Here is a 21,985-nt window from a genome sequence, read left to right on the forward strand (position 1 = left end):
CGCTCAACGACCGCGGGGTGGCGGGACTCAGATGATGTACTCGGGCGCCATCAGGATCGCCCGGGTGTCCTCGCTCAACTTTCGAGCGCGGGGCTTCGCAGGCACACCGACGAGAACGCTGTCGGCCGGCGCGTCTCGGGTCACCACGGCATTCGCGCCGACGACCGAGTGCGAGCCGATCGTGATCGGACCGAGGATCTTGGCGCCCGCACCGACCGCAACGCCGTCCTCGAGGGTCGGATGCCGCTTCCCGCCTTCGCGCTGACGACCGCCGAGGGTGACGCCGTGGTAGAGCATCACGTCGTCGCCGACCTCGGCCGTCTCGCCGATGACGACGCCCATGCCGTGGTCGATGAAGAAGCGCCGGCCGATCGTGGCGCCGGGGTGGATCTCGATGCCGGTGAGCCACCGCGTGACCTGGGATCCCGCCCGGGCCACGAACCGCAAGTCCCGCACCCAGAGGGCGTGCCACAGGCGGTGCGCCCAGATCGCGTGGAGTCCGGGGTAGAGCAGGGCGATCTCGACAGAGCTGCGCGCCGCCGGGTCACGCAGCTTGGCCGCTGCGAGGTCTTCCTTGATGCGCGCGACCGCGCCGATCCGCTCGTCTGTCATGCCTTGGCCTCCTCCGGCTCGCGAAGGTGCTCGTAGAGCGCCGTCGACAGGTAGCGTTCACCGGCATCCGGGATGATCACGACGATCCGCTTGCCGGCGGCCTCGGGCCGCGCCGCGATCTGCAGCGCCGCCCAGACGGCGGCCCCTGCCGACATCCCGGCGAGGATGCCCTCGCGCGTCGCCAGCTCGCGCGCCACGCGGATGGCGTCATCGAACTCGACGTCGAAGACCTCGTCGATGATCGAGCGGTCGAGCACCTCGGGGATGAAGTTCGGTCCGATGCCCTGGATGCGGTGCCCGCCGGCGCGACCCTCGGTCAGCATGGGCGAATCCTTGGGCTCCACCGCGACGACCTTGACGTCGGGGTTGCGCTGCTTGAGCACCTGCCCGACGCCCGTGATGGTGCCGCCCGTGCCCGAGCCGGCGACGAACCAGTCGACGGACCCCTCGGTGTCGCGCCAGATCTCCTCCGCCGTCGTGCGACGGTGGATCTCGGGGTTGGCGGGATGCTCGAACTGGCGTGCCAGCACCGCTCCGGGCGTCTCCGCCGCGATGCGCTCGGCCGTCGCGACAGCCTCGGTCATGCCCTTGTACGGGTCGGTGAGCACGAGCTCCGCGCCGTAGGCCTTCAGCAGCGTGCGCCGCTCCTTCGACATCGAAGCCGGCATCGTCAGGATGACCCGGTAGCCGCGCGCTGCGCCGATGAGGGCGAGCGCGATCCCGGTGTTGCCGCTCGTCGACTCGACGATCGTGCCGCCGGGCCGCAGCTCGCCGGATGCCTCGGCGGCGTCCACAAGGGCCACACCGAGGCGATCCTTGACGCTCGAGCCGGGGTTGTAGAACTCGAGCTTGGCGACGATCTCGCCCCCGAGCCCCTCGGTGAGCGCGTTGAGCCTCACCAGGGGCGTGTTGCCGTAAGCGGAGGTGATGTCGGAGTGGATCCCGGGCACGGATCGCCTTTCGATCGAGGTCAGCGGTGGTTCAATCCTCACGCAGATCCTCGTACAGGGCGGTCGAAAGGTAGCGTTCGCCATACGACGGCACGATCACGATGATGTTCTTGCCCGCGGCCTCGGGGCGGGCGGCCACTTGCAGCGCCGCCCAGATCGCGGCTCCCGAAGAGATGCCGACCAGGATGCCGTCCTTGGTGCCGACCTCGCGCGCGGTGGAGATGGCGTCGGGGAACTCGACGTCGATCACCTCGTCGATGACGCTCTGGTCGAGGATGGCGGGGATGAAGTTCGGCCCGATGCCCTGGATCTTGTGCGGACCGGGCGTGCCCTTGGTCAGCAGCGGCGAATCGGCCGGCTCGACCCCGATGACCTTGGCGTCCGGCACGCGCTCCTTGAGCACCTGACCGACGCCCGTGATGGTGCCACCCGTGCCGATGCCGGCCACGAAGTAGTCGATCTCTCCCTCGGTGTCGCGCAGGATCTCCTCGGCGGTGGTCTCACGGTGGATGCGCGGATTCGCCTCGTTCTCGAACTGCTTCGCGAGCACGGCGCCGGGGATGCCGGCCACCAGCTCCTCCGCCTTGGCGACCGCGCCCTTCATCCCGCCTGCGGGATCGGTCAGCACGAGTTCGGCGCCGTACGCCTTCAGCAGCAGCCGGCGTTCGATCGACATCGAGGACGGCATCGCGAGCACGACGCGGTAGCCGCGCGCTGCGCCGACCATCGCGAGGGCGATGCCGGTGTTGCCGCTGGTGGCCTCCACGATGGTGCCGCCGGGCTGAAGCTGGCCCGACGCCTCGGCGGCATCCACGATCGCGATCCCGAGGCGGTCCTTGACGCTCGCCGCGGGGTTGTAGAACTCGAGCTTCGCGAGCACGTTGCCCTCCACGCCTTCCGCGACGCGGTTCAGGCGGACCAGGGGAGTGTCGCCGAAGGCAGAGGTGATGTCGGGATGGATGCCGGGCATGGTGCGGGCCTTTCGCGAGTCGTCGTCGATGCGGTCTACAGCCTATTGGGGACCCCGGCGCGTGAGTCCTTCTATGACAGCCGCCGGATCAGCGCCTCGAACGCCGGCGATGACCGTCGCGATGCGACATCCGCAGGCCGATTAGGCTGGTTGCCGCTCATGGCTCCGCCCGACTCCCCGCCCCTGCTCGCCGACGTGCTCCGCCGCGCCGCCGGCAGCCTCGCGCGCGCCGGCGTGCCTGATCCACAGGTCGACGCGGAGCTGCTGGCGGCCCACGTGCTGGGCACCGGCCGCGGGGGAGTGCAGGCGGCGATCGTGCGGGGCGACACCCTCGACCCTGCCGTCGCCGAGGCCGTCGAATCGCTCGTCGCCCGCCGTGCAACCCGCGAGCCGTTGCAGCACATCACCGGCGTCGCGCCGTTCCGTCACCTCGAGCTGCGAGTCGGGCCCGGCGTGTTCGTGCCGAGACCCGAGACCGAGATCGTGGCACAGCTGGCGATCGACGTGCTGCGGGCTGAGGCATCCCCCTCTCCCGTCGCCGTGGATCTCGGCACCGGCAGCGGAGCGATCGCGCTCGCCCTCGCGACCGAGGTGCCGCACGCGAACGTCTTCGCCGCCGAGAACTCGGTCGCGGCGTTCATCTGGACGAAGGAGAACTTCGCGCACACCGGCGCGCCCAACGCGACGCTGGCCTTCGTCGATCTGGAGCATGCGTTCCCCGAGCTGGACGGCATGGTGTCCGTGGTCGTCTCGAATCCGCCGTACGTCCCGGATGCCGCGATACCGCGCAATCCGGAGGTGCGGCTGTTCGACCCGCCGGTCGCGCTGTACGGCGGCGAGGACGGGCTGGACGTCGTGCGGGTGCTGAGCCGCGTCGGCCTCCGCCTGGCGCATCCGGGCGGCACGATCGTCATCGAGCACGGCGAGTGGCAGGGCGACGCCATCCGGTCGATCCTCTCCGCCGACGGCTGGCGGGCGGTCGCGACCCACCCGGATCTGACCATGCGCGACCGCGCCACGACGGCCCTCCGTCCCTGATGGGCTCCGCCCGAACCCCTAGCTCGCTGGCGCACGCCCCTGATGGGGCTCCGCCGCGAACCCCACCCTCGCGGGGCACGCCCCTGAGGGCAGGCTGTCGACGCGCACGTAGACTGGGCAGGACATGTCCCCGATCTTCGACTGCCGCGACGAGGCACAGCTGCTCGCAGGCATGCGACAGGCGCGCCAGGCCATCGGCAAGGGCGAGCTGGTCGTCCTGCCCACTGACACGGTGTACGGCGTCGCTGCCGACGCGTTCGACCCGCGCGCCGTCGCGCGGCTGCTGGCAGCGAAAGGCCGGGGGCGACAGTCTCCGCCGCCCGTGCTCGTCGCCGGGCTGACGACGCTGCGTGCGCTCGTCGCCGAGGTGCCCACGCCCGTGGAGCGCCTGGTCGAGACGTTCTGGCCCGGCGGACTCACCATCGTCCTGCCGTCGCAGCCGTCGCTCACCTGGGACCTGGGCGATACCCACGGCACCGTCGCGGTGCGCATGCCCGCCCACCACATCGCTCTCGAGCTTCTGGAGGAGACGGGCCCGCTTGCGGTGTCGAGCGCGAACCTCACCGGCAAAGCGGCGGCGATCGCCGCCGACGACGCCCAGGCGATGCTCGGCGACAGTGTCGCGGTCTACCTGGACGCCGGCCCGTCCGCCACCGGCGTCGCCTCGACGATCATCGATGCGACGAGCCTCGTCGGCGGGACGGATGCCGTCATCCGCGTGCTGCGCGAGGGCGCCGTCGACCGCGGCCGGCTCCGTGAGGTGCTCGGCGACCTGCTCGAGCCCGATCCTCAGGACGCGGACACCCGGTGAAGCAGTACATCTTCACGATCATCTTCACCGCCACCATCACCTACGCGCTGGCGTGGGGAGTCTGGCGGCTGAGTCTCAAGTACAGGCTCTATCCCGGCATCCGAGACCGCGACGTCCACAAGACGCCGACGCCCCGGCTCGGCGGGATCGCGATGTTCCTCGGCGTGACCGCGGCCTTCCTCGTATCTTCGCAGAACCCGTATTTCGCCATCTTCTGGGCGGATCCGGTCTCGGTCTGGGCGATCCTCGGTGCGACGCTGCTGATCGTCCTGGTCGGCGTCGCCGACGACGTGTGGGACCTCGACTGGATGATCAAGCTCGGCGCCCAGTTCCTCGCCGCGGGGATCATCGCGTGGTTCGGTCAGCTGCAGATCTATTCGCTGCCGATCGGCGGCCTGTGGGTCAACTCCAGCTGGGTGAGCTTCACACTCACGGTGTTCTCCATCGTCATCGTCATGAACGCGGTCAACTTCATCGACGGGCTCGACGGTCTCGTCGCAGGCGTGTGCCTCATCGCGAACGGCGTGTTCTTCGCCTACTCGTACATGCTCGTACGGGACACCGGGGCGAGCTCGTACTTCAACCTGGCCTCATTCATCGCGGCAGTTCTGATCGGGGCGTGCATCGGCTTCCTCCCGCTCAACTGGAGTCCGGCGAAGCTGTTCATGGGAGACGCCGGCGCCCTCATGCTGGGCCTTCTCATGGCCACCTCGGCGATCTCGATCACCGGCATCCTGGATCCGGCCATCGTGGGCGACAACGACGAATTCGGCCGCTCGCAGCTGCTCGGAGCGTTCATCCCGATCCTGCTGCCGATCGTCGTCGTGCTGCTGCCGCTGCTCGATTTCGGCCTCGCCGTCATCCGCCGCATGAGGGCCGGCAAGTCGCCGTTCTCTCCCGATCGCAAGCACCTGCACCATCGGATGCTGGACATGGGCCACACCGATCGCGACGCCGTGCTCGTCTTCTACTCCTGGACCGCGATCGTGAGCCTGTCGTTCCTGCTCATGTACATCGGAACGCAGTACCAATGGCCAGGCGACTACCTGATCGGCGTCGTGTTCGGCGTGGTAGGGGTCGCCGCGTGCCTCGCGGTGACGTTCCTGCCCTCTCGACGGTCCTTGCCGCAGCCGCAATCCGTCAGCACACCAGAGAGACCGTCGAATGACCTCCGCGCCGTCGTCTAGTTCCGTCATCCTCCGCATGACGCTCGTGTGGGGTGCGGTGATCACCGGCATCCTCGCCCTCGTGGGGGGTGTCATCGGCTACCTCGTCGCCGGCCTCACGGGGCTTGCGAGCGCCCTCGTCGGCGTCCTGCTGGCGGGGCTCTTCCTCGGGATGACGGCGCTCATCATCCTGATCGCGGGTCGCCTGCCCCCCGGGCCGGCGCAGATCCCGACGTTCTTCGCGATCGTGCTGGGCGGCTGGGTCGTCAAGCTCGTCGTCTTCATCGTCGCACTGCTCCTGCTGCGCGGACAGCCGTGGATCGAGCCGTTCGTGTTCTTCTTCAGCGTGCTGGCGAGCGTCATCGCGTCCCTCGTCGTCGACCTGGTCGTGATGGCGCGGGCGCGTGTTCCGTACGTCGGCGAGGTCGATCTGCCGACGTCGGTGGATCCCTCGGAGGGTGGTCCCGGGGGTTCGTGACGAAGGCGATTAGTTGATAGGGTTGGAAAGTCGCCGAGTTCGTGCGCGAATCGCCCGTGTGGCGGCATGCCCGACCGGATGACGCTCATGACCAATCGTCGCACCGGATTCTTCCGGTGCCCCGAAGCCGGAGCCTCCACTGCTAACCCACGTCGCATCCATGATCGCCAACGCCGCCGCGAGCGATGGCGGTGGCGGCTTCCACGGTCCCTCCATCGACGAGTTCTTCCCGCCGATCGTGCTCTTCGAAGGCACGCCGTTCGCGCTGGATCGCGTGATGCTGATCCGCATCCTCGTGGTCGTGATCATCCTCGTGGTGTTCTGGCTCGGCACGCGGAACATGAAGCTCGTGCCCGGTCGTGGCCAGGCCGCGCTCGAGTTCATCTTCGGCTTCGTGCGCCAGAGCATCATCTTCGACACGCTCGGTGAGAAGCGGGGCCGTCGCTACGAGCCCATTCTCATGACGATGTTCTTCCTGATCCTGTCGATGAACCTCACCGGCGTCATCCCGGGCCTTCAGCTCGCGGGCACTGCCCGGATAGGCCTGCCGATCGTCCTGGCGATCGTCTCCTGGATCATGTTCATGTACGCCGGCGTGCGGGAGAAGGGCGGGAAGTTCTGGAAGGATTCGCTCTTCCTCCCGGGCGTGCCCTGGCCGCTGTACTTCCTGCTGGTGCCGCTGGAGTTCTTCTCGACGTTTATCCTGCGGCCGATCACGCTGACGCTCCGACTCACGATGAACATGATCGCCGGGCACATGCTGCTCGTGCTGTGCTTCGCCGCGACGCAGTTCTTCTTCTTCACGGTCCTCGCCGACGGCAACCTCATCGGTCTGCTCGGCATCGGATCGTTCGCCTTCGGCGTCGCCTTCACGGTGCTCGAACTGTTCGTCGCCGCCCTGCAGGCATACGTCTTCGCAATCCTGTCAGCCATCTACATCCAGCTCGCGGTCGCTGAAGAGCACTGATCCGCTCGCCGGCCGCCATCCCAAACCCCTTTCGAAAGGAACCACCCCCGTGAACATCGTCGGACAACTCGCTCCTCTCGCCTTCGGCCTCGCGGTCATCGGCTCCGGTATCGGCGTGGGCATCATCGTCGGCAAGACCATCGAGTCGGTCGCCCGTCAGCCCGAGCTCCAGGGTCGGCTCAGCAGCCTGATGTTCCTTGGTATCGCGCTGACCGAGGCACTCTGCTTCATCGCCATCGCCGTCGCCTTCATCCCGTTCCCCGCGCCGTAATCCGGCTCGGACATCCAAGGAGTCTGAATGCTGACCTCGACGGTCACGATCGCAGCGGCGGAGTCCGTCAACCCGCTGATCCCGACACTGCCCGACCTGGTGTGGGGCACGCTCGCGTTCATCATCGTGCTGGCGTTCTTCTGGTGGAAGGTCCTTCCTTCCATGAACAAGGCGCTCGACGCCCGGCGTGACGCGATCGAAGGCAGGATCGAAGCCGCTGAAGCAGCCCAGGCCGAGGCCCAGGCCGCGCTCGAGAAGTACACCGCACAGCTCGCCGACGCACGAGCCGAGGCCGGCCGCATCCGCGAGCAGGCACGCGCCGACGGCACCGCCATCGTCGCCGAGCTGCGTGACCAGGCTGCGGCCGAGGCCGCGCGCATCACCTCGAACGCCCACGCGCAGATCGAGATGGAGCGCCTGTCGGCCCTCACGTCGCTGCGCTCGGATGTCGGCAGCCTCGCCCTCGACCTCGCCGGCGGCGTGATCGGGGAGACCCTCACCGAGGACGCCAAGGCGCAGGCTGTCGTGGATCGGTTCCTCGCCGAGCTCGAGGCCTCCGAGAAGGCGACGAGCTAGTGGGCAGCGCAACCACTCAGGCCCTCGCGACGTCGACGGCGGCGCTCGAGGCCGCGTCGGGTGTCGACCTCGATACCGCCCGCGAGCTCTTCGCCGCGGCGCGGATCGTCGGCGACTCGCCGCAGCTGAGCGGTGCGCTCGCCGATCCTGCTGCGGCTGCCGCCGCCCGATCCCGCGTCATCGCCGACGTGTTCGGCGCGGCATTCGGCAAGACGACCGTCGACCTGCTCACCACCGCGGTCGAGCAGCGCTGGTCAAGCGCCCCTCAGCTCATCGACGGCCTCGAGGAGCTTGCCGTGCGCGCCGCCGCGATCTCGGCCCCCTCGGTGGATGTCGACGGCGAGCTGTTCGGCGTGGTGCGCCTCATCGCCGACAACCCCGAGCTCGAACTGGCGCTCGGCAGCCGCCTCGGAGACGAATCGGCCAAGGGCGCGCTGACCGACGCGCTGCTCGACGGCCACGCGAGCGCCGCGACGACCCTCATCGTGTCGTCGCTCGTGCAGCAGCCCCGCGATCGCCGCGTCCGCCCATTGCTCTCGCACGCGATGGACATCGTCGCCGACCAGCGCGGCAGCATCGTCGCGACCGTCCACACGGCCACGCCGCTCAGCGCGGCGCAGTCCGAGCGCCTGAGCGCGGTCCTGTCGAAGCGCTACGGCAAGCAGATCGGCCTGAACGCGGTCATCGACCCCTCCGTCGTCGGGGGACTGCGCGTGCAGATCGCCGACGACGTCATCGACGCGAGCGTCGCGGCCAGGCTCACCGAGCTGCGCCAGCGGCTTGCCGGCTAGACACGAGATTTCCCGCCCTCCGCGGAAGCTTCGGGGCTCCGGCCCCTTGAACGAAGGAACACAATGGCAGAACTAACGATCAGTCCCGACGTCATCCGCGACGCTCTCAAGGACTTCGTCGCCGCATACGAGCCCGCGGGCGCCGCTGCGACCGAGGTCGGCACCGTCGTCGACGCGGCAGACGGCATCGCGCACCTCGAGGGCCTGCCGGGCGTCATGGCCAACGAGCTCGTGAAGTTCGCCGACGGCACGCAAGGCCTCGCGCTGAACCTCGACGAACATGAGGTGGGAGTCGTCGTCCTCGGCGAGTTCTCGGGCATCGAGGCCGGCCAGGAAGTGACCCGCACCGGTGAAGTCCTCTCGGTCGCCGTCGGCGACGGGTACCTCGGCCGGGTCGTCGACCCGCTCGGAAACCCGATCGACGGACTCGGCCCGGTCGCGACCGATGGCCGCCGCGCGCTCGAGCTGCAGGCGCCGGGCGTCATGCAGCGCAAGAGCGTGCACGAGCCCATGCAGACCGGTATCAAGGCGATCGACGCGATGATCCCGGTGGGCCGCGGCCAGCGTCAGCTGATCATCGGCGACCGCCAGACCGGAAAGACCGCGATCGCGATCGACACGATCATCAACCAGAAGGCCAACTGGGAGTCCGGCGACGTCGAGAAGCAGGTCCGCTGCATCTACGTCGCCATCGGTCAGAAGGGCTCGACGATCGCCTCCGTGAAGGGCGCGCTCGAGGACGCCGGCGCTATGGAGTACACGACGATCGTCGCGGCTCCGGCATCCGACCCCGCCGGCTTCAAATACCTCGCCCCGTACACCGGCTCGGCCATCGGCCAGCACTGGATGTACGACGGCAAGCACGTCCTGATCATCTTCGACGACCTCACCAAGCAGGCCGAGGCCTACCGTGCCGTCTCGCTGCTGCTGCGCCGCCCGCCGGGCCGCGAGGCATACCCCGGTGACGTCTTCTACCTGCACTCGCGCCTCCTCGAGCGCTGCGCGAAGCTCTCGGACGAGCTCGGCGCAGGTTCGATGACCGGTCTCCCGATCATCGAGACCAAGGCGAACGACGTCTCGGCGTACATCCCGACCAACGTGATCTCGATCACGGACGGCCAGATCTTCCTGCAGTCCGACCTGTTCAACGCGAACCAGCGCCCCGCGGTCGACGTGGGCATCTCGGTGTCGCGCGTCGGCGGTGACGCCCAGGTCAAGTCCATCAAGAAGGTCTCCGGCACGCTCAAGCTCGAGCTCGCCCAGTACCGCTCGCTCGAGGCGTTCGCGATGTTCGCGAGCGATCTGGATGCCGCATCCCGTCGCCAGCTCGCCCGCGGCGCCCGCCTGACCGAGCTTCTCAAGCAGCCGCAGTACTCGCCGTACCCTGTCGAGGAGCAGGTCGTCTCGATCTGGACCGGCACCAACGGCAAGCTCGACAGCATCGAGGTCGAGGACGTGCTCCGCTTCGAGCGCGACCTGCTCGACCACGTGCGCCGAAACACGACGATCCTCGACCGCCTGCGCGACACCAACGTGCTCGACGACGACACCGTCGCCGAGCTCGGCAAGGTCGTCGACGCGTTCACGCTCGAGTTCCAGGGCGGCGCCGGTCAGACGATCGCCAACCCCGGCCACGAGGAGTTCAAGGCCGCCGAGGCCGAGGACGTCGGGCAGGAGCAGATCGTCAAGGGTCGCCGCAAGTAACGGGCGACGGATACGGACCATGGGCGCACAACTGAGGGTCTACAAGCAGAAGATCAGCACTGCTCAGACGACCAAGAAGATCACCAAGGCGATGGAGCTCATCGCGGCTTCGCGCATTCAGAAGGCGATGGGGCGCGTTCGCGCTTCGGCGCCGTTCGCGCGCGCGGTGACGCGCGCCGTCTCGGCGGTCGCGACGCATTCGAACGTGGATCACCCGCTGACGACCGCTCGCGACGTGAAGACGTCCGCGATCGTGATCTTCGCGTCCGACCGCGGACTCGCGGGCGCGTTCAACTCGCAGATCCTGCGCGAGGGTCTCGAGCTCGCCACCCTGCTGCAGTCGCAGGGCAAGGACGTCAAGTACTACCTCGTGGGTCGCAAGTCTGTCGCGTTCTTCCAGTTCCGTCGCATCCAGAGCGAGGCGGAGTGGACCGGTGACACCGACACGCCGGGCTTCCGGTTCGCGGAGCGGATCTCGGAGACCCTGCTGGATGTCTTCGAGCGCGGTTCCGAGCGCGGTGGCGTCGATGAGATCCACCTGGTCTACAACCGCTTCGTGAGCATGATGACGCAGACGCCCGAGACGGTGCGGCTGCTTCCGCTGCAGGTCGTCGAGGCGAACGAGGCCGACGAGAACGCCCAGGTCTTCCCGCTGTACGAGTTCGAGCCGGATGCCGCCACCGTCCTGGACGCGCTCCTGCCCGTCTACATCCAGAGCCGCATCTTCAACGCCCTGCTGCAGTCCTCGGCCGCGAAGCACGCCGCGACGCAGAAGGCGATGAAGTCGGCGAGCGACAACGCCGACAAGCTCATCACCGATTACACCCGCCTGCGCAACAACGCGCGCCAGGCCGAGATCACCCAGCAGATCGCCGAGATCGTCGGCGGCGCCGACGCCCTGTCCTCGACGAAGTAGAAACCCTCCGAAAAGAGAAGAAGACAATGACCCCCACCGCTACCGCCGAACAGACCACGGTCATCGGGCGCGTCGCGCGCGTCACCGGTCCGGTCGTCGACATCGAGTTCCCGCACGACTCGCTTCCCGACATCTACAACGCGCTCAAGACGACGATCACGATCGGCGACGAGTCGAACGAGATCACCCTCGAGGTCGCACAGCACCTCGGCGACGACCTGGTGCGCGCGATCGCCCTGAAGCCCACGGACGGCCTCGTCCGCGGCCAGGAGGTGCGCGACACCGGCGAGCAGATCACGGTGCCCGTCGGCGATGTCACCAAGGGCAAGGTCTTCAATGTCATCGGCGAGGTGCTCAACGCCGAGCCGGGGGAGAAGATCGAGATCACCGAACGCTGGCCGATCCACCGCAAGGCCCCCAACTTCGACCAGCTCGAGTCGAAGACGCAGATGTTCGAGACCGGCATCAAAGTCATCGACCTTCTCACTCCGTACGTGCTGGGCGGCAAGATCGGCCTGTTCGGCGGCGCGGGCGTCGGCAAGACCGTCCTCATCCAGGAGATGATCCAGCGCGTCGCGCAGGACCACGGAGGCGTGTCGGTGTTCGCCGGCGTCGGCGAGCGCACCCGCGAGGGCAACGACCTCATCCACGAGATGGAAGAGGCCGGCGTCTTCGACAAGACCGCCCTGGTGTTCGGCCAGATGGACGAGCCGCCCGGGACGCGCCTGCGCGTCGCCCTCTCGGCGCTCACCATGGCCGAGTACTTCCGCGACGTCCAGGGTCAGGACGTGCTGCTGTTCATCGACAACATCTTCCGCTTCACGCAGGCGGGCTCCGAGGTCTCGACGCTGCTCGGCCGCATGCCCTCCGCGGTGGGCTACCAGCCGAACCTCGCCGACGAGATGGGTGTGCTCCAGGAGCGCATCACCTCGACGCGCGGCCACTCGATCACGTCGCTGCAGGCCATCTACGTGCCCGCCGACGACTACACCGACCCGGCGCCAGCGACCACGTTCGCCCACCTCGACGCCACCACGGAGCTCTCCCGTGAGATCGCGTCGAAGGGCCTCTACCCGGCCGTCGACCCGCTGACCTCGACGAGCCGCATCCTCGACCCGCGCTACATCGGCGCCGACCACTACCGCGTGGCGACGGCGGTGAAGCAGATCCTGCAGAAGAACAAGGAGCTGCAGGAGATCATCGCGATCCTCGGTGTCGACGAGCTCTCGGAAGAGGACAAGGTCGTCGTGTCGCGTGCACGTCGCATCCAGCAGTTCCTCTCGCAGAACACCTACATGGCCAAGAAGTTCACCGGTGTCGAGGGTTCGACCGTTCCGATCAAGGAGACCATCGAGTCGTTCGACGCGATCGTCAAGGGCGACTTCGACCACGTGGCCGAGCAGGCGTTCTTCAACGTCGGCGGCATCTCCGACGTCGAGGCGAACTGGGCACGCATTCAGAAGGAGAACGGCTGATCATGCCGCTGAACGTGAGCCTCGTGTCAGCGGATGGCGAGGTCTGGGCAGGCGAGGCGAGCCTCGTCGTGGCGAGGACGGTCATCGGCGAGATCGGGATCATGGTAGGTCACGAGCCCTTCCTCGGGGTGCTGGCCGCCGGCGAGGTGCGCATCACCGAGACCTCCGGAGCGAAGATCATCGCGAATGCGCAGGACGGCTTCGTCTCGATGGAAGGCGACCAGCTGACGGTCGTCGCGGGAAACGCCAGGATCATCTCCTGACGCGTTGCGTCTCGCCTGCGACTCGCTCGACGACCCGGGTCGCGGATCGGCGTGCTTTCGCCACGCGCAACCACCCGGTTCCGGCATCCGCGGGTTTCGTTGCTCGTTCAGCTCGACGACCGCGTACTGTTATCCAGTCGTCGAGCGAGCAGGGAGGGCGAAACGCGTCGCGGTATCCGGTCGTCGAACGAGCGCAGCGAGACGAAACGCGTTCGGCGTTCTGACCCCACATGCTGATTCTGCTGCCACCTTCGGAGACCAAGCGGCCCGGTGGACGGGGACGCCCGGTCGATCTGAACAGCCTCACGCTGCCGTCCCTCGTGCCGCAGCGCGAATCCGTGGTCGACGCGCTGATCCGCCTCTCCGCGGACGAGGATGCGGCTGCCCGGATCCTGAAGCTCGGTGCCACGCAACGGGATGAGATCGCCGTGAACGCCGATCTGCGAATCGCGCCGACGACCGCCGCGGTAGACCGCTACACCGGTGTGCTCTACGACGCGCTGGGCGCGGCATCCCTTCCGTCCGCGGCCCGCGCATGGCTCGGACGTCACGTGCTGATCCATTCCGCCCCGTTCGGTCCGGTGGCGGCCCTGGACCGGATCCCCGCGTACCGGCTCGGGGCGTCGGCGTCGCTTCCGGGGCTCGCGCCCCCGACGCGGCTTTGGGCGGATGCCGTGACCGACGCGTTCGCGTCAGCCGCGCCGTCGTTCGTCCTCGACCTGCGATCCGAGGCGTACGCGGCGCTCGGTCCGGTCCCCTCCCGCGTGCCGTCGGCGTATGTCCGGGTCGTCACGGAGGCCGGCGGGGGAGCCGTCCGTGCGCTGAACCACTTCAACAAGCACGCGAAGGGCGCCTTGACGCGACGTCTCGCCCTCGAGCGCCCCCGCATCGCGTCGCGGGTCGGACTGCTGCGTTGGGCGGATGCCGCGGGCCTGCGCGTACGAGACGGAGAACGAGGCGAGCTCCGGCTGTTCGTGTGAAGCGGCCACCCGGATGATCGTTCCCCGCGACGCGGGTCAGCGCTCGGTGTGCTGCGCCGTGCGCTCGGTGTTCTCGGCGATCGCGATCAGCGCGACGACAGCCTCGATGACGAATCTCAGCACGATGATCGCGAGGAAGGTGGCGAGCGGCACCAGCACCACCGTGGCCACCAGCAGGCTCACGCCGCCGCCGACGTTGAACTGCAGAAGCCGGATGCCGTTGACTAGCCCCGTGACGAAGTACACCAGGAAGCCGATCGCGATCACGATGAGCCCCACGATGTAGAACACGCTCGCGAGTCGCCGCGTGATGAAGGTGCGGAACGAGACGTCGAACAGGGCCGAGAAGAATCCGCGCCCGATGTCGTCGAGACCTCCCTTGAGCGAGGTCGGCACCCCGGTGTCGTCGGGGTCGACGGCCGCGCCCGACGAGGTCTGCGTCGCCCCGGTGGGCGGCTGCGGCGTACGTGCGGCTTCCGCCGCGGGCTGTTCGGGGAGCGGGGGGACGGGGGGAGTGGAGCTGCTCATGTCGTGTGCCTTTCGGACGTTCGATCGTCGGACAGTCGATTTCGCCAGGCTAGCGACACTCGGCGTTCTGCGTGTTTCCCTTGCCCGCGTGGGCTGCGTCGCTACGATGAGGGGCGCAGATCCTTGCAACGGAAAGCTCGTCGACTCCCGACGACAGAGAGTGGGGCTCCTATGGACTACTACGACAACAGTGGATACGGGATGCTGGCCTTCTGGCTGCTCATAGCTCCCGTCTTCTTCATCCTCGCCATCGCCGGGTACGTCATCACGGCGTGGTTCTTCATGAGGGTCTTCGACAAGGCGGGTGTCCAGGGCAAGTGGCGAGCCTGGATCCCGGTCTACAACACGCTGATCTTCGTCAAGCTCGGCGATCTGAACCCGTGGTGGCTCCTGGTGCTGTGGGGCGCCGGCATCGTCCTCGGGTGGGTCCCCGTCCTCGGACAGCTCATCTTCCTCGCCGCGTTCCTCTACACCCTCCTCGCGGCATGGCGTGTGGGGCTGAAGCTGCAGAAGGAGGCCATCTGGCTGATCCTGTATTTCTTCCTCTTCATCGTGTGGCTAGGCATCAACGCCTTCGACAAGTCGCGCTGGAACACCGCCATCCCGGCAGCCCCGTGGGCCGGCAACTTCCTGGCCGACAAGACGACGTGGGCCGGCATTCCGAGCCAGGTCCCCGCGGGCGGCTACCCCGCCAACCCCGTCGCAGGTCCCGGCTACGCACCGCCGGCCGGCTACCAGCCCCCGCCGCCTGCCGGTTACGCACCGCCGCCGGCCGCTCCGGAGGGATACGCCCCGCCGCCTGCCGGCTACGCACCGCCGCCGGCCGCTCCGGAGGGATACGCCCCGCCGCCTGCCGGCTACGAACCGCCGCCCGCCGCCGCACCTGCGGCCGCGCCGCCGGCAGCCACGCCGCCGGCCGGCTATGAGCCGCCGCCGTCCGCGCCCGCCGCAGCTCCTACCCCGCCTGTCACGCCTGAGCCTCCCGCTGCACCCGCGGCCGAGCCTCCGGCCGCGCCGGAGCCTCCGGCGACCGAGCCGCCGGCAGCCCCCGAACAACCCAAGCCGTAACGGATGTCGACGACCCCCACCTGCTGGTGGGGGTCGTCGACGTCTCGGCGACACCCGGTTGCGCGGGATAGCGTGGAAGGATGACTTCACCCGTTCCTCTGCGCCGGGTCGGCGCCTCCGGACTGCTCGTCTCGGCCGTCGGCCTCGGCTGCAACAACTTCGGCCGCGGCGGCACGAAGACCGAGACCCCCGCCGGCACCCGCGCCGTGCTCGACGCCGCCATCGACGCGGGCGTCACCTTCCTCGACACCGCTGACATGTACGGCAACGACCCCGGTCTCTCCGAGACCCTCATGGGCGAAGCGCTGCGCGGCCGACGCGACCAGATCACGCTCGCCACCAAGTTCGGCCACTCCGGGCGCGACATGGGGTACCCGGCGTCAGGTGGGAAGGCCTCCCGGGGCTACGTGCGGCGAGCTGTCGAGGCATCCCTCAGCCGTCTGCAGACCGACTGGATCGACCTGTACCAACTCCACTCCCCCGACCCGCAGACGCCGATCGAAGAGACCCTCGACGTCCTCGGCGACCTGGTCCGCGAGGGCAAGGTGCGCTACATCGGGCACTCGAACCTGTCGGGCTGGCAGATCGCGGAGGCGCATTACGTCGCGGCCGAGCGCGCCGGCATCCCCTTCGTCTCGGCGCAGAACCACTACAGCCTGCTCGCCCGCGGGGCCGAGCGCGAGGTGCTGCCGGCGGTCGAGCGCTTCGGGCTCGGGTTCTTCCCGTTCTTCCCGCTGTACAACGGTCTGCTCACCGGCAAGTTCACGCGCGATCACGCGCCGGCGGACTCGCGCATCATGCGTCAGCGGCAGCACCTGTGGCAGGAGGCGCCCTGGGATGCGCTGGAGTCGTACCAGGCGTTCTGCGACGAGCGGGACATCACGATGCTCGAGGCGACTTTCGGATGGCTGCTCAACCGGCCTGCGCTGTCCAGCGTGATCGCAGGCGCGACGAGCCCCGAGCAGGTCCACGCGAACGCCGCGGCCGCGACGGCCTGGACGCCCACGACGGAGGAACTCGCCGCGATCGACGAGATCTTCCCGCTCCCCGCGGACCCGGCCGCCTGAGACCGCCCACCGTCCGGGTGTTCGCCCTGAGCGTAACGGCCTGGCATCCGGAGTGAGTACTCACTCATTTAGACTTCCGGAGTGGCAGCAGCGGAGATCCTGGATGACGCGCCGCTCGTGAAGCAGCGTGCGCAGCCGATGACCCCCGACGATCGGCGGGCGATGATCGCCGAACAGGCGATCCCGCTGTTCATCGAGCAGGGCACCTCCCTCACGACCAGGCAGCTCGCAGAGCACCTCGGGATCGCCGAGGGAACCATCTTCCGTGCGTTCGGCGACAAGGACGCGCTCGTCCGGGCGTCGGTGCGAGCCTTCTTCGACGGAGCCGAGGCGCATCTGTCGACCGGGATCGTCGATGCATCGCTTCCGCTGGAAGAGAAGGTCGCGCGGCTCGTGCGCGGCGCGCGCGAGCACGCGAAGGGCGTGTTCGCGATGCTGTCGCTGCTGGAGCCCGCCGAGGCGGGCGAGTACATGGCCCGCGCCAGGTCGGGTGCGTTCGAAGCCGCGATCGCGGAAGCATTCGCGCCCGACGCGGAGGTGCTCGGGGTCCCCTCCGACCGCATCGCCGTGCTGCTGCGGGTCGCGGTGGTCGCGGCATCCATCCCCGCCCATCACCGGCAATCACCGCTGGACGACGAGGAACTCGTCCAGTTCATCCTCTACGGCATCGCGGGCCGGCCCCGCGGAAAGGACTGACCGTGCTCGGCAAGCTCCTCGTGCGCTACCTCGTCCCGGCCTGGCCGCTGGTACTCGCGGTGGTCGTCTTCCAGCTCGCGCAATCGATCGCGTCGCTCCTGCTGCCGACGCTCAACGCGGACATCATCGACAACGGCGTCGTCAAGGGCGACATCCCGTACATCTGGTCGACCGGCGGCGTGATGCTCGCGATAAGTCTGGTCCAGGTCCTCTGTGCGATCGTCGCGGTCTACTTCGGCTCGCGCCTCGCGATGGGCATGGGCCGCGACCTGCGCGGCGACCTCTTCCATCGCGTCGTCGGCTTCTCGCAGCGCGAGGTGGGCCAGTTCGGCGCTCCGTCGCTCATCACCCGCAACACCAACGATGTGCAGCAGGTGCAGCTGCTCGTGCAGATGTCGGCGACGCTGATGATCTCGGCCCCGATGCTCGCGATCGGCGGGGTCATCATGGCGGTGCGCCAGGATGCCGGCCTGTCGTGGCTCATGGCCGTCTCGGTGCCGGTGCTGCTCATCATCGTCGGCCTCATCGTCTGGCGGATGGTGCCCGCCTTCACGCAGATGCAGGCCAAGATCGATCGCGTCAACCAGATCATGCGGGAGCAGCTCTCGGGCATCCGCGTCGTGCGTGCGTTCGTGCGCGAGCGCGAGGAGCGCGCCCGGTTCTCGACGGCGAGCGAGGGCGTGATGGCGACCGGCCTGCGTGCCGGGAACCTCATGGCGCTGATGTTCCCTGCGGTCATGCTCGTCATGAACGTGTCGAGCGTCGCGGTCATCTGGTTCGGCGCCTACCAGGTGCAGAACGCAGGTGTGCAGATCGGCACCCTGTTCGCCTTCCTGAACTACATGATGCAGATCCTCATGGGCGTCATGATGGCGACGTTCATGTTCGTCATGATCCCGCGCGCCGCCGTGTGTGCCAAGCGGATCGGGCAGGTGCTCGACACCGATCCCTCGGTGGTGGCACCCGTCGAGCCGGTCGACGCGCCCGCGCCGGCCGGACGCATCGAGTTCGACCACGTCGACTTCGCCTACCCCGGCGCCGAAGAGGCCGTGCTGCACGACATCACCTTCGCGGTCGAACCGGGGACGACTACGGCGATCATCGGCTCGACGGGCGCGGGCAAGACGACGCTCATCGGGCTGGTCGCCCGCCTGTTCGACGTCACGGCGGGATCCGTCCGGGTCGACGACGTCGACGTGCGCGCCTACGACCCGGACGAGCTCTGGGAGCGGGTCGGACTCGTCCAGCAGCGCGCCTTCCTCTTCTCGGGGACCATCGCGTCCAATCTCCGCTACGGCGACATGCGAGCCACCGACGACGAGCTGTGGCGCGCGCTCGAGCTCGCCCAGGCGAGGGACTTCGTCGAGCGGATGCCCGAGAAGCTCGAGGCGCAGATCTCGCAGGGCGGCACCAACGTCTCGGGTGGGCAGCGCCAGCGTCTCGCGATCGCGCGCGCCATCACGAAACGGCCCGAGGTCTACATCTTCGACGACTCGTTCTCCGCCTTGGATCTGAGGACGGATGCCGCGCTCCGGCGCGCCCTGGACACCCACCTTCCCGATGCGACGCGCCTGGTGGTGGCGCAGCGCGTCTCGACCATCCAGCACGCCGATCAGATCGTCGTGCTCGATCACGGCCGGATGGTGGGCGTCGGAACGCATGACGAACTCGTGGAGACATGCGAGACATACCGCGAGATCGTCGATTCGCAGCTCTCGGTGGAGGCGGCAGCATGAGCGGCTCGCAGCAGTCCCGTCCCATCGCGCCTCCGACCCCGCGCGGCCCAGGCGGCGGCGGTCCCATGGGCCGTGGCATGGGCGTCCCGGTCCAGAAGGCTCAGAACTTCGGGCCCAGCGCGAAGCGCCTTCTCGCCACGCTGAGCTCGGATATGCCCATGCTGGTCGTCGTGCTGGTGCTCAGCATCCTGAGCGTCGGTCTCTCGGTGATCGGGCCGAAGCTCCTCGGCAACGCGACGAACGTGGTCTTCGCGGGCTTCATCTCGATGCAGATGCCGGCAGGCGTGACGAAGCAGCAGGTCATCGACCAGCTCGTCGCGTCCGGCAACCAGCAGCAGGCCGACATGATCTCGTCGATGGACTTCGTCCCCGGGGCCGGAATCGACTTCCAGCAGCTCAGCATGATCCTCATGCTCGTCCTGACGGTCTACGTTTTCGCCAGCCTGTTCAGCTGGCTGCAGGCCCGCATCCTGAACGGGATCGTGCAGCGAGCCATGGACCGTCTGCGCAAGCAGGTCGAGGACAAGATCCACCGCCTGCCGCTCTCGTACTTCGACAAGGTGCAGCGCGGCGAGCTGCTCAGCCGGGTGACGAACGACGTCGACAACATCGGCCAGTCGATGCAGCAGACGCTGTCGCAGGTCGTGATCTCGCTGCTCACGGTGGTCGGCGTGCTGGTGATGATGTTCGTCATCTCGCCGCTGCTGGCCGTCATCGCACTCGTGACGATTCCGCTGACGATCGTGATCACGGTGCTCGTGGCGCGGCGGTCGCAGAAGCTGTTCGTCGCGCAATGGAAGGCCACCGGCATCCTGAACGCTCGCGTCGAGGAGACCTTCTCGGGGCACTCCATCGTGAAGGTGTTCGGTCACCAGCACGAGGTCGAGTCCGACTTCCGCACCGAGAACGCCGAGGTCTACCGCGCGAGCTTCGGTGCGCAGTTCCTCTCGGGCACGATCATGCCCGCCATGATGTTCATCGGAAACCTGGTGTACGTCGCGATCGCCGTCGTCGGCGGTCTGCAGGTGGCGGCGGGGCTGCTCTCGATCGGCGATGTGCAGGCCTTCATCCAGTACTCGCGTCAGTTCACCCAGCCGCTCAGTCAGCTGGGTTCGATGGCGAACCTGCTGCAGTCCGGCGTGGCCAGCGGCGAGCGGGTGTTCGAGCTGCTCGACGAGGAGGAGGAGGACCCTGACGACGTGGATGCCGAGTCGGCGCACGCGTCTGCCGGCCGCCTCGAGTTCGAGGATGTCGCGTTCAGCTACAGCCCCGACAAGCCGCTCATCGGGGGCCTCAGCCTCACCGCGAAGCCGGGCAGCACCATCGCGATCGTCGGACCGACGGGTGCCGGCAAGACCACGCTGGTGAACCTCATCATGCGCTTCTACGACGTGCAGGGCGGAAGGATCACCCTCGACGGCGTCGACACGATGCGCATGACCCGCGACGACCTGCGTTCTCGCACCGGCATGGTGCTCCAGGACACCTGGCTGTTCGCCGGCACCATCCGCGAGAACATCGCCTATGGACGTCCGGACGCGTCAGAGGAGGAGATCATCGCCGCCGCGACCGCCGCGTATGTCGACCGATTCGTGCACGCGCTGCCGGACGGGTACGACACGATGCTCGACGACGAGGCCACGAACCTCAGCGTCGGCGAGCGCCAGCTCGTGACGATCGCCCGCGCGTTCCTCGCCGATCCCCGTCTGCTGATCCTGGACGAGGCCACGTCGAGCGTCGACACCCGCACCGAGCTGCTCATCCAGCGGGCGATGTCGAGGCTCCGCGAAGACCGCACGGCCTTCGTCATCGCGCACCGGCTCTCGACCATCCGGGATGCCGATCTGATCCTCGTGATGGAGGACGGTGCGATCGTCGAACAGGGCTCGCACGATGAGCTGCTCGAGGCCAAGGGCGCGTACTGGCGCTTGTACAACGCGCAGTTCGAGGCCGCGATCGAGGACGAGGACGTGCGTGTGCCGGTGCTCACCGGTGCTGCGCCGGTTCCCACCGTGGCCGACCTCATCGCCGGAGCCGAGGAAGGGTTCGAGGTCGAAGACTGACCGTCCACTAGGATGTGAGCACGCCGACGGTCGCCGGCCGCGGCTCGTTCGCCGGACCATGGAGGGACACCGCGTGCCTGGAGTATCCACGCAGTCTCACTCCGTGACCGTGCACAACGGCACGCTCGAGCTTCGCTGGGCCGCGGCGACGCACACCGGGCGCCGCCGCGATGTCAACCAGGACGCCGTCTTCGCGGAGTTCCCCCTCTTCGTCGTCGCAGACGGCATGGGCGGGCACATCGGCGGCGAGATCGCGAGCACGAGCACGATCGAGCGGCTGCGGGATGTCGCAGGCACGGGTCAGGTCACCGCCAAATCGATCGAGAAGGCGCTCACCCGCGCGGTCAAGGACATCGCGTCCCACCCCGAGACGACGGATGACGGAACGGGGACCACGCTGACGGGTGTGTACCTCGACACGAGCGGCGAGGCGCCGCACTGGGTGACCCTCAACATCGGGGACTCGCGGGTGTATCTGGCGCGGGACGGATCGATCGTCCAGGTGACGACCGACCACTCCGTCGTGCAGGAGCTCATCGCGGCCGGACGGCTCAGCCCTGAGGAAGCCGAGAACCACCCGTACGGCAACGTGATCACGCGTGCTGTGGGACCGACCGAGAGCGTCACGCCGGATTACGTGCGGCTGGATGTCGTGGCCGGCGATCGCTTCGTCATCTGCTCGGACGGCCTGACCAAAGAGCTCACCGATTACGGCATCCGGCACTTCCTCGAGGAGAACGACGATCCTGCCGCCGCCGTCTCGGCGATGCTGGAGGCGGCGCTGGAGAACGGCGGTCGCGATAACATCACGATCGTCGTGCTCGACGTCGGGTCCTCCCCAGCCGCGAGCTGACCCCCG

General features: G+C 68.2%; 23 protein-coding genes. 19 read left to right on the forward strand and 4 right to left on the reverse strand.

Features of this window, described 5'->3' with window-relative positions:
• Window positions 1-27: 27 nt before the first annotated feature.
• Genes epsC through cysK (ABD212_RS03125) form a run of 3 tightly spaced genes read right to left on the reverse strand, consistent with a single transcriptional unit; the run spans window position 28 to window position 2,532 of the window.
• On the reverse strand, window positions 28-612 hold the full coding sequence (epsC, locus tag ABD212_RS03115; RefSeq protein ID WP_344091087.1) for a serine O-acetyltransferase EpsC: 585 nt from the start codon (window positions 610-612) through the stop codon (window positions 28-30).
• The gene (gene cysK, locus ABD212_RS03120) at window positions 609-1,562 is read right to left on the reverse strand and encodes a cysteine synthase A (protein ID WP_344092401.1); all 954 of its coding nucleotides are present in this window, start codon (window positions 1,560-1,562) and stop codon (window positions 609-611) included. The genes epsC and cysK (ABD212_RS03120) overlap by 4 nt, the downstream gene beginning before the upstream one ends.
• Window positions 1,563-1,593: 31 nt before the next feature.
• Window positions 1,594-2,532 (reverse strand): cysteine synthase A, encoded by a 939-nt coding sequence (gene cysK, locus ABD212_RS03125; RefSeq protein WP_344091090.1) that lies wholly within the window; start codon window positions 2,530-2,532, stop codon window positions 1,594-1,596.
• A 159-nt stretch (window positions 2,533-2,691) separates the two neighbouring features.
• Between cysK (ABD212_RS03125) and prmC the strand changes: the two genes are divergently transcribed.
• The 13 genes from prmC (at window position 2,692) to ABD212_RS03190 (ending at window position 13,968) form a co-directional block, all read left to right on the forward strand.
• Complete coding sequence (prmC, locus tag ABD212_RS03130; protein ID WP_344091092.1) at window positions 2,692-3,570, forward strand: peptide chain release factor N(5)-glutamine methyltransferase; 879 nt, start codon at window positions 2,692-2,694, stop codon at window positions 3,568-3,570.
• A 124-nt stretch (window positions 3,571-3,694) separates the two neighbouring features.
• Window positions 3,695-4,381: an L-threonylcarbamoyladenylate synthase gene (locus ABD212_RS03135; RefSeq protein WP_344091094.1), complete on the forward strand. Its 687-nt coding sequence runs from the start codon at window positions 3,695-3,697 to the stop codon at window positions 4,379-4,381.
• Complete coding sequence (locus ABD212_RS03140) at window positions 4,378-5,568, forward strand: MraY family glycosyltransferase (RefSeq protein ID WP_344091097.1); 1,191 nt, start codon at window positions 4,378-4,380, stop codon at window positions 5,566-5,568. Before ABD212_RS03135 ends, ABD212_RS03140 begins: the two co-directional genes overlap by 4 nt.
• Entirely contained in the window at window positions 5,546-6,025 is a 480-nt protein-coding gene (locus ABD212_RS03145; protein WP_344091099.1) for a Cg1360 family ATP-synthase-associated protein, read from the forward strand. Before ABD212_RS03140 ends, ABD212_RS03145 begins: the two co-directional genes overlap by 23 nt.
• Before the next feature lie 160 nt (window positions 6,026-6,185).
• The gene (atpB, locus tag ABD212_RS03150) at window positions 6,186-6,992 is read left to right on the forward strand and encodes a F0F1 ATP synthase subunit A (RefSeq protein ID WP_344091101.1); all 807 of its coding nucleotides are present in this window, start codon (window positions 6,186-6,188) and stop codon (window positions 6,990-6,992) included.
• Window positions 6,993-7,041: 49 nt separating this feature from the next.
• Window positions 7,042-7,263 (forward strand): ATP synthase F0 subunit C, encoded by a 222-nt coding sequence (gene atpE, locus ABD212_RS03155; RefSeq protein ID WP_179437659.1) that lies wholly within the window; start codon window positions 7,042-7,044, stop codon window positions 7,261-7,263.
• Window positions 7,264-7,290: 27 nt separating this feature from the next.
• On the forward strand, window positions 7,291-7,839 hold the full coding sequence (locus ABD212_RS03160) for a F0F1 ATP synthase subunit B (protein WP_344091103.1): 549 nt from the start codon (window positions 7,291-7,293) through the stop codon (window positions 7,837-7,839).
• Window positions 7,839-8,630, forward strand: a complete 792-nt coding sequence (locus ABD212_RS03165; protein WP_344091105.1) for a F0F1 ATP synthase subunit delta — start codon at window positions 7,839-7,841, stop codon at window positions 8,628-8,630. The genes ABD212_RS03160 and ABD212_RS03165 overlap by 1 nt, the downstream gene beginning before the upstream one ends.
• 63 nt (window positions 8,631-8,693) lie before the next feature.
• Complete coding sequence (gene atpA / locus ABD212_RS03170; RefSeq protein WP_344091106.1) at window positions 8,694-10,334, forward strand: F0F1 ATP synthase subunit alpha; 1,641 nt, start codon at window positions 8,694-8,696, stop codon at window positions 10,332-10,334.
• 19 nt (window positions 10,335-10,353) lie between these two features.
• On the forward strand, window positions 10,354-11,250 hold the full coding sequence (locus tag ABD212_RS03175; RefSeq protein ID WP_344091107.1) for a F0F1 ATP synthase subunit gamma: 897 nt from the start codon (window positions 10,354-10,356) through the stop codon (window positions 11,248-11,250).
• A gap of 26 nt (window positions 11,251-11,276) precedes the next feature.
• Window positions 11,277-12,725 carry a F0F1 ATP synthase subunit beta gene (atpD, locus tag ABD212_RS03180; RefSeq protein ID WP_344091110.1) on the forward strand — a complete coding sequence of 483 codons (1,449 nt, stop codon included), beginning with the start codon at window positions 11,277-11,279 and terminating at the stop codon, window positions 12,723-12,725.
• Window positions 12,726-12,727: 2 nt separating this feature from the next.
• Window positions 12,728-12,988: a F0F1 ATP synthase subunit epsilon gene (locus tag ABD212_RS03185; RefSeq protein WP_344091113.1), complete on the forward strand. Its 261-nt coding sequence runs from the start codon at window positions 12,728-12,730 to the stop codon at window positions 12,986-12,988.
• A 230-nt stretch (window positions 12,989-13,218) separates the two neighbouring features.
• Entirely contained in the window at window positions 13,219-13,968 is a 750-nt protein-coding gene (locus ABD212_RS03190) for a YaaA family protein (protein WP_344091115.1), read from the forward strand.
• A gap of 36 nt (window positions 13,969-14,004) precedes the next feature.
• On the opposite strand, the gene ABD212_RS03195 is transcribed toward ABD212_RS03190, so the two are convergent.
• On the reverse strand, window positions 14,005-14,496 hold the full coding sequence (locus tag ABD212_RS03195; protein WP_344091117.1) for a DUF4282 domain-containing protein: 492 nt from the start codon (window positions 14,494-14,496) through the stop codon (window positions 14,005-14,007).
• A gap of 171 nt (window positions 14,497-14,667) precedes the next feature.
• Here ABD212_RS03195 and ABD212_RS03200 point away from each other — a divergent pair, with 171 nt between their 5' ends.
• The 6 genes from ABD212_RS03200 to ABD212_RS03225 all read left to right on the forward strand — a co-directional run bounded on the left by ABD212_RS03200 (window position 14,668) and on the right by ABD212_RS03225 (window position 21,979).
• Entirely contained in the window at window positions 14,668-15,564 is an 897-nt protein-coding gene (locus ABD212_RS03200) for a large exoprotein (protein WP_344091119.1), read from the forward strand.
• Between the two features lie 80 nt (window positions 15,565-15,644).
• Window positions 15,645-16,631 (forward strand): aldo/keto reductase, encoded by a 987-nt coding sequence (locus tag ABD212_RS03205; protein WP_344091122.1) that lies wholly within the window; start codon window positions 15,645-15,647, stop codon window positions 16,629-16,631.
• An 81-nt stretch (window positions 16,632-16,712) separates the two neighbouring features.
• A complete protein-coding gene (locus ABD212_RS03210; RefSeq protein ID WP_344091124.1) occupies window positions 16,713-17,327 on the forward strand; it encodes a TetR/AcrR family transcriptional regulator in 615 nt (204 codons plus the stop codon).
• A gap of 2 nt (window positions 17,328-17,329) precedes the next feature.
• The gene (locus tag ABD212_RS03215; protein ID WP_344091126.1) at window positions 17,330-19,063 is read left to right on the forward strand and encodes an ABC transporter ATP-binding protein; all 1,734 of its coding nucleotides are present in this window, start codon (window positions 17,330-17,332) and stop codon (window positions 19,061-19,063) included.
• Window positions 19,060-21,126 (forward strand): ABC transporter ATP-binding protein, encoded by a 2,067-nt coding sequence (locus tag ABD212_RS03220; RefSeq protein ID WP_344091128.1) that lies wholly within the window; start codon window positions 19,060-19,062, stop codon window positions 21,124-21,126. Before ABD212_RS03215 ends, ABD212_RS03220 begins: the two co-directional genes overlap by 4 nt.
• Window positions 21,127-21,184: 58 nt before the next feature.
• A complete protein-coding gene (locus ABD212_RS03225) occupies window positions 21,185-21,979 on the forward strand; it encodes a PP2C family protein-serine/threonine phosphatase (protein WP_425561225.1) in 795 nt (264 codons plus the stop codon).
• Window positions 21,980-21,985: the final 6 nt, after the last annotated feature.

Origin of the sequence: Microbacterium deminutum (assembly GCF_039530205.1) — a bacterium.
Taxonomy (GTDB): domain Bacteria; phylum Actinomycetota; class Actinomycetes; order Actinomycetales; family Microbacteriaceae; genus Microbacterium; species Microbacterium deminutum.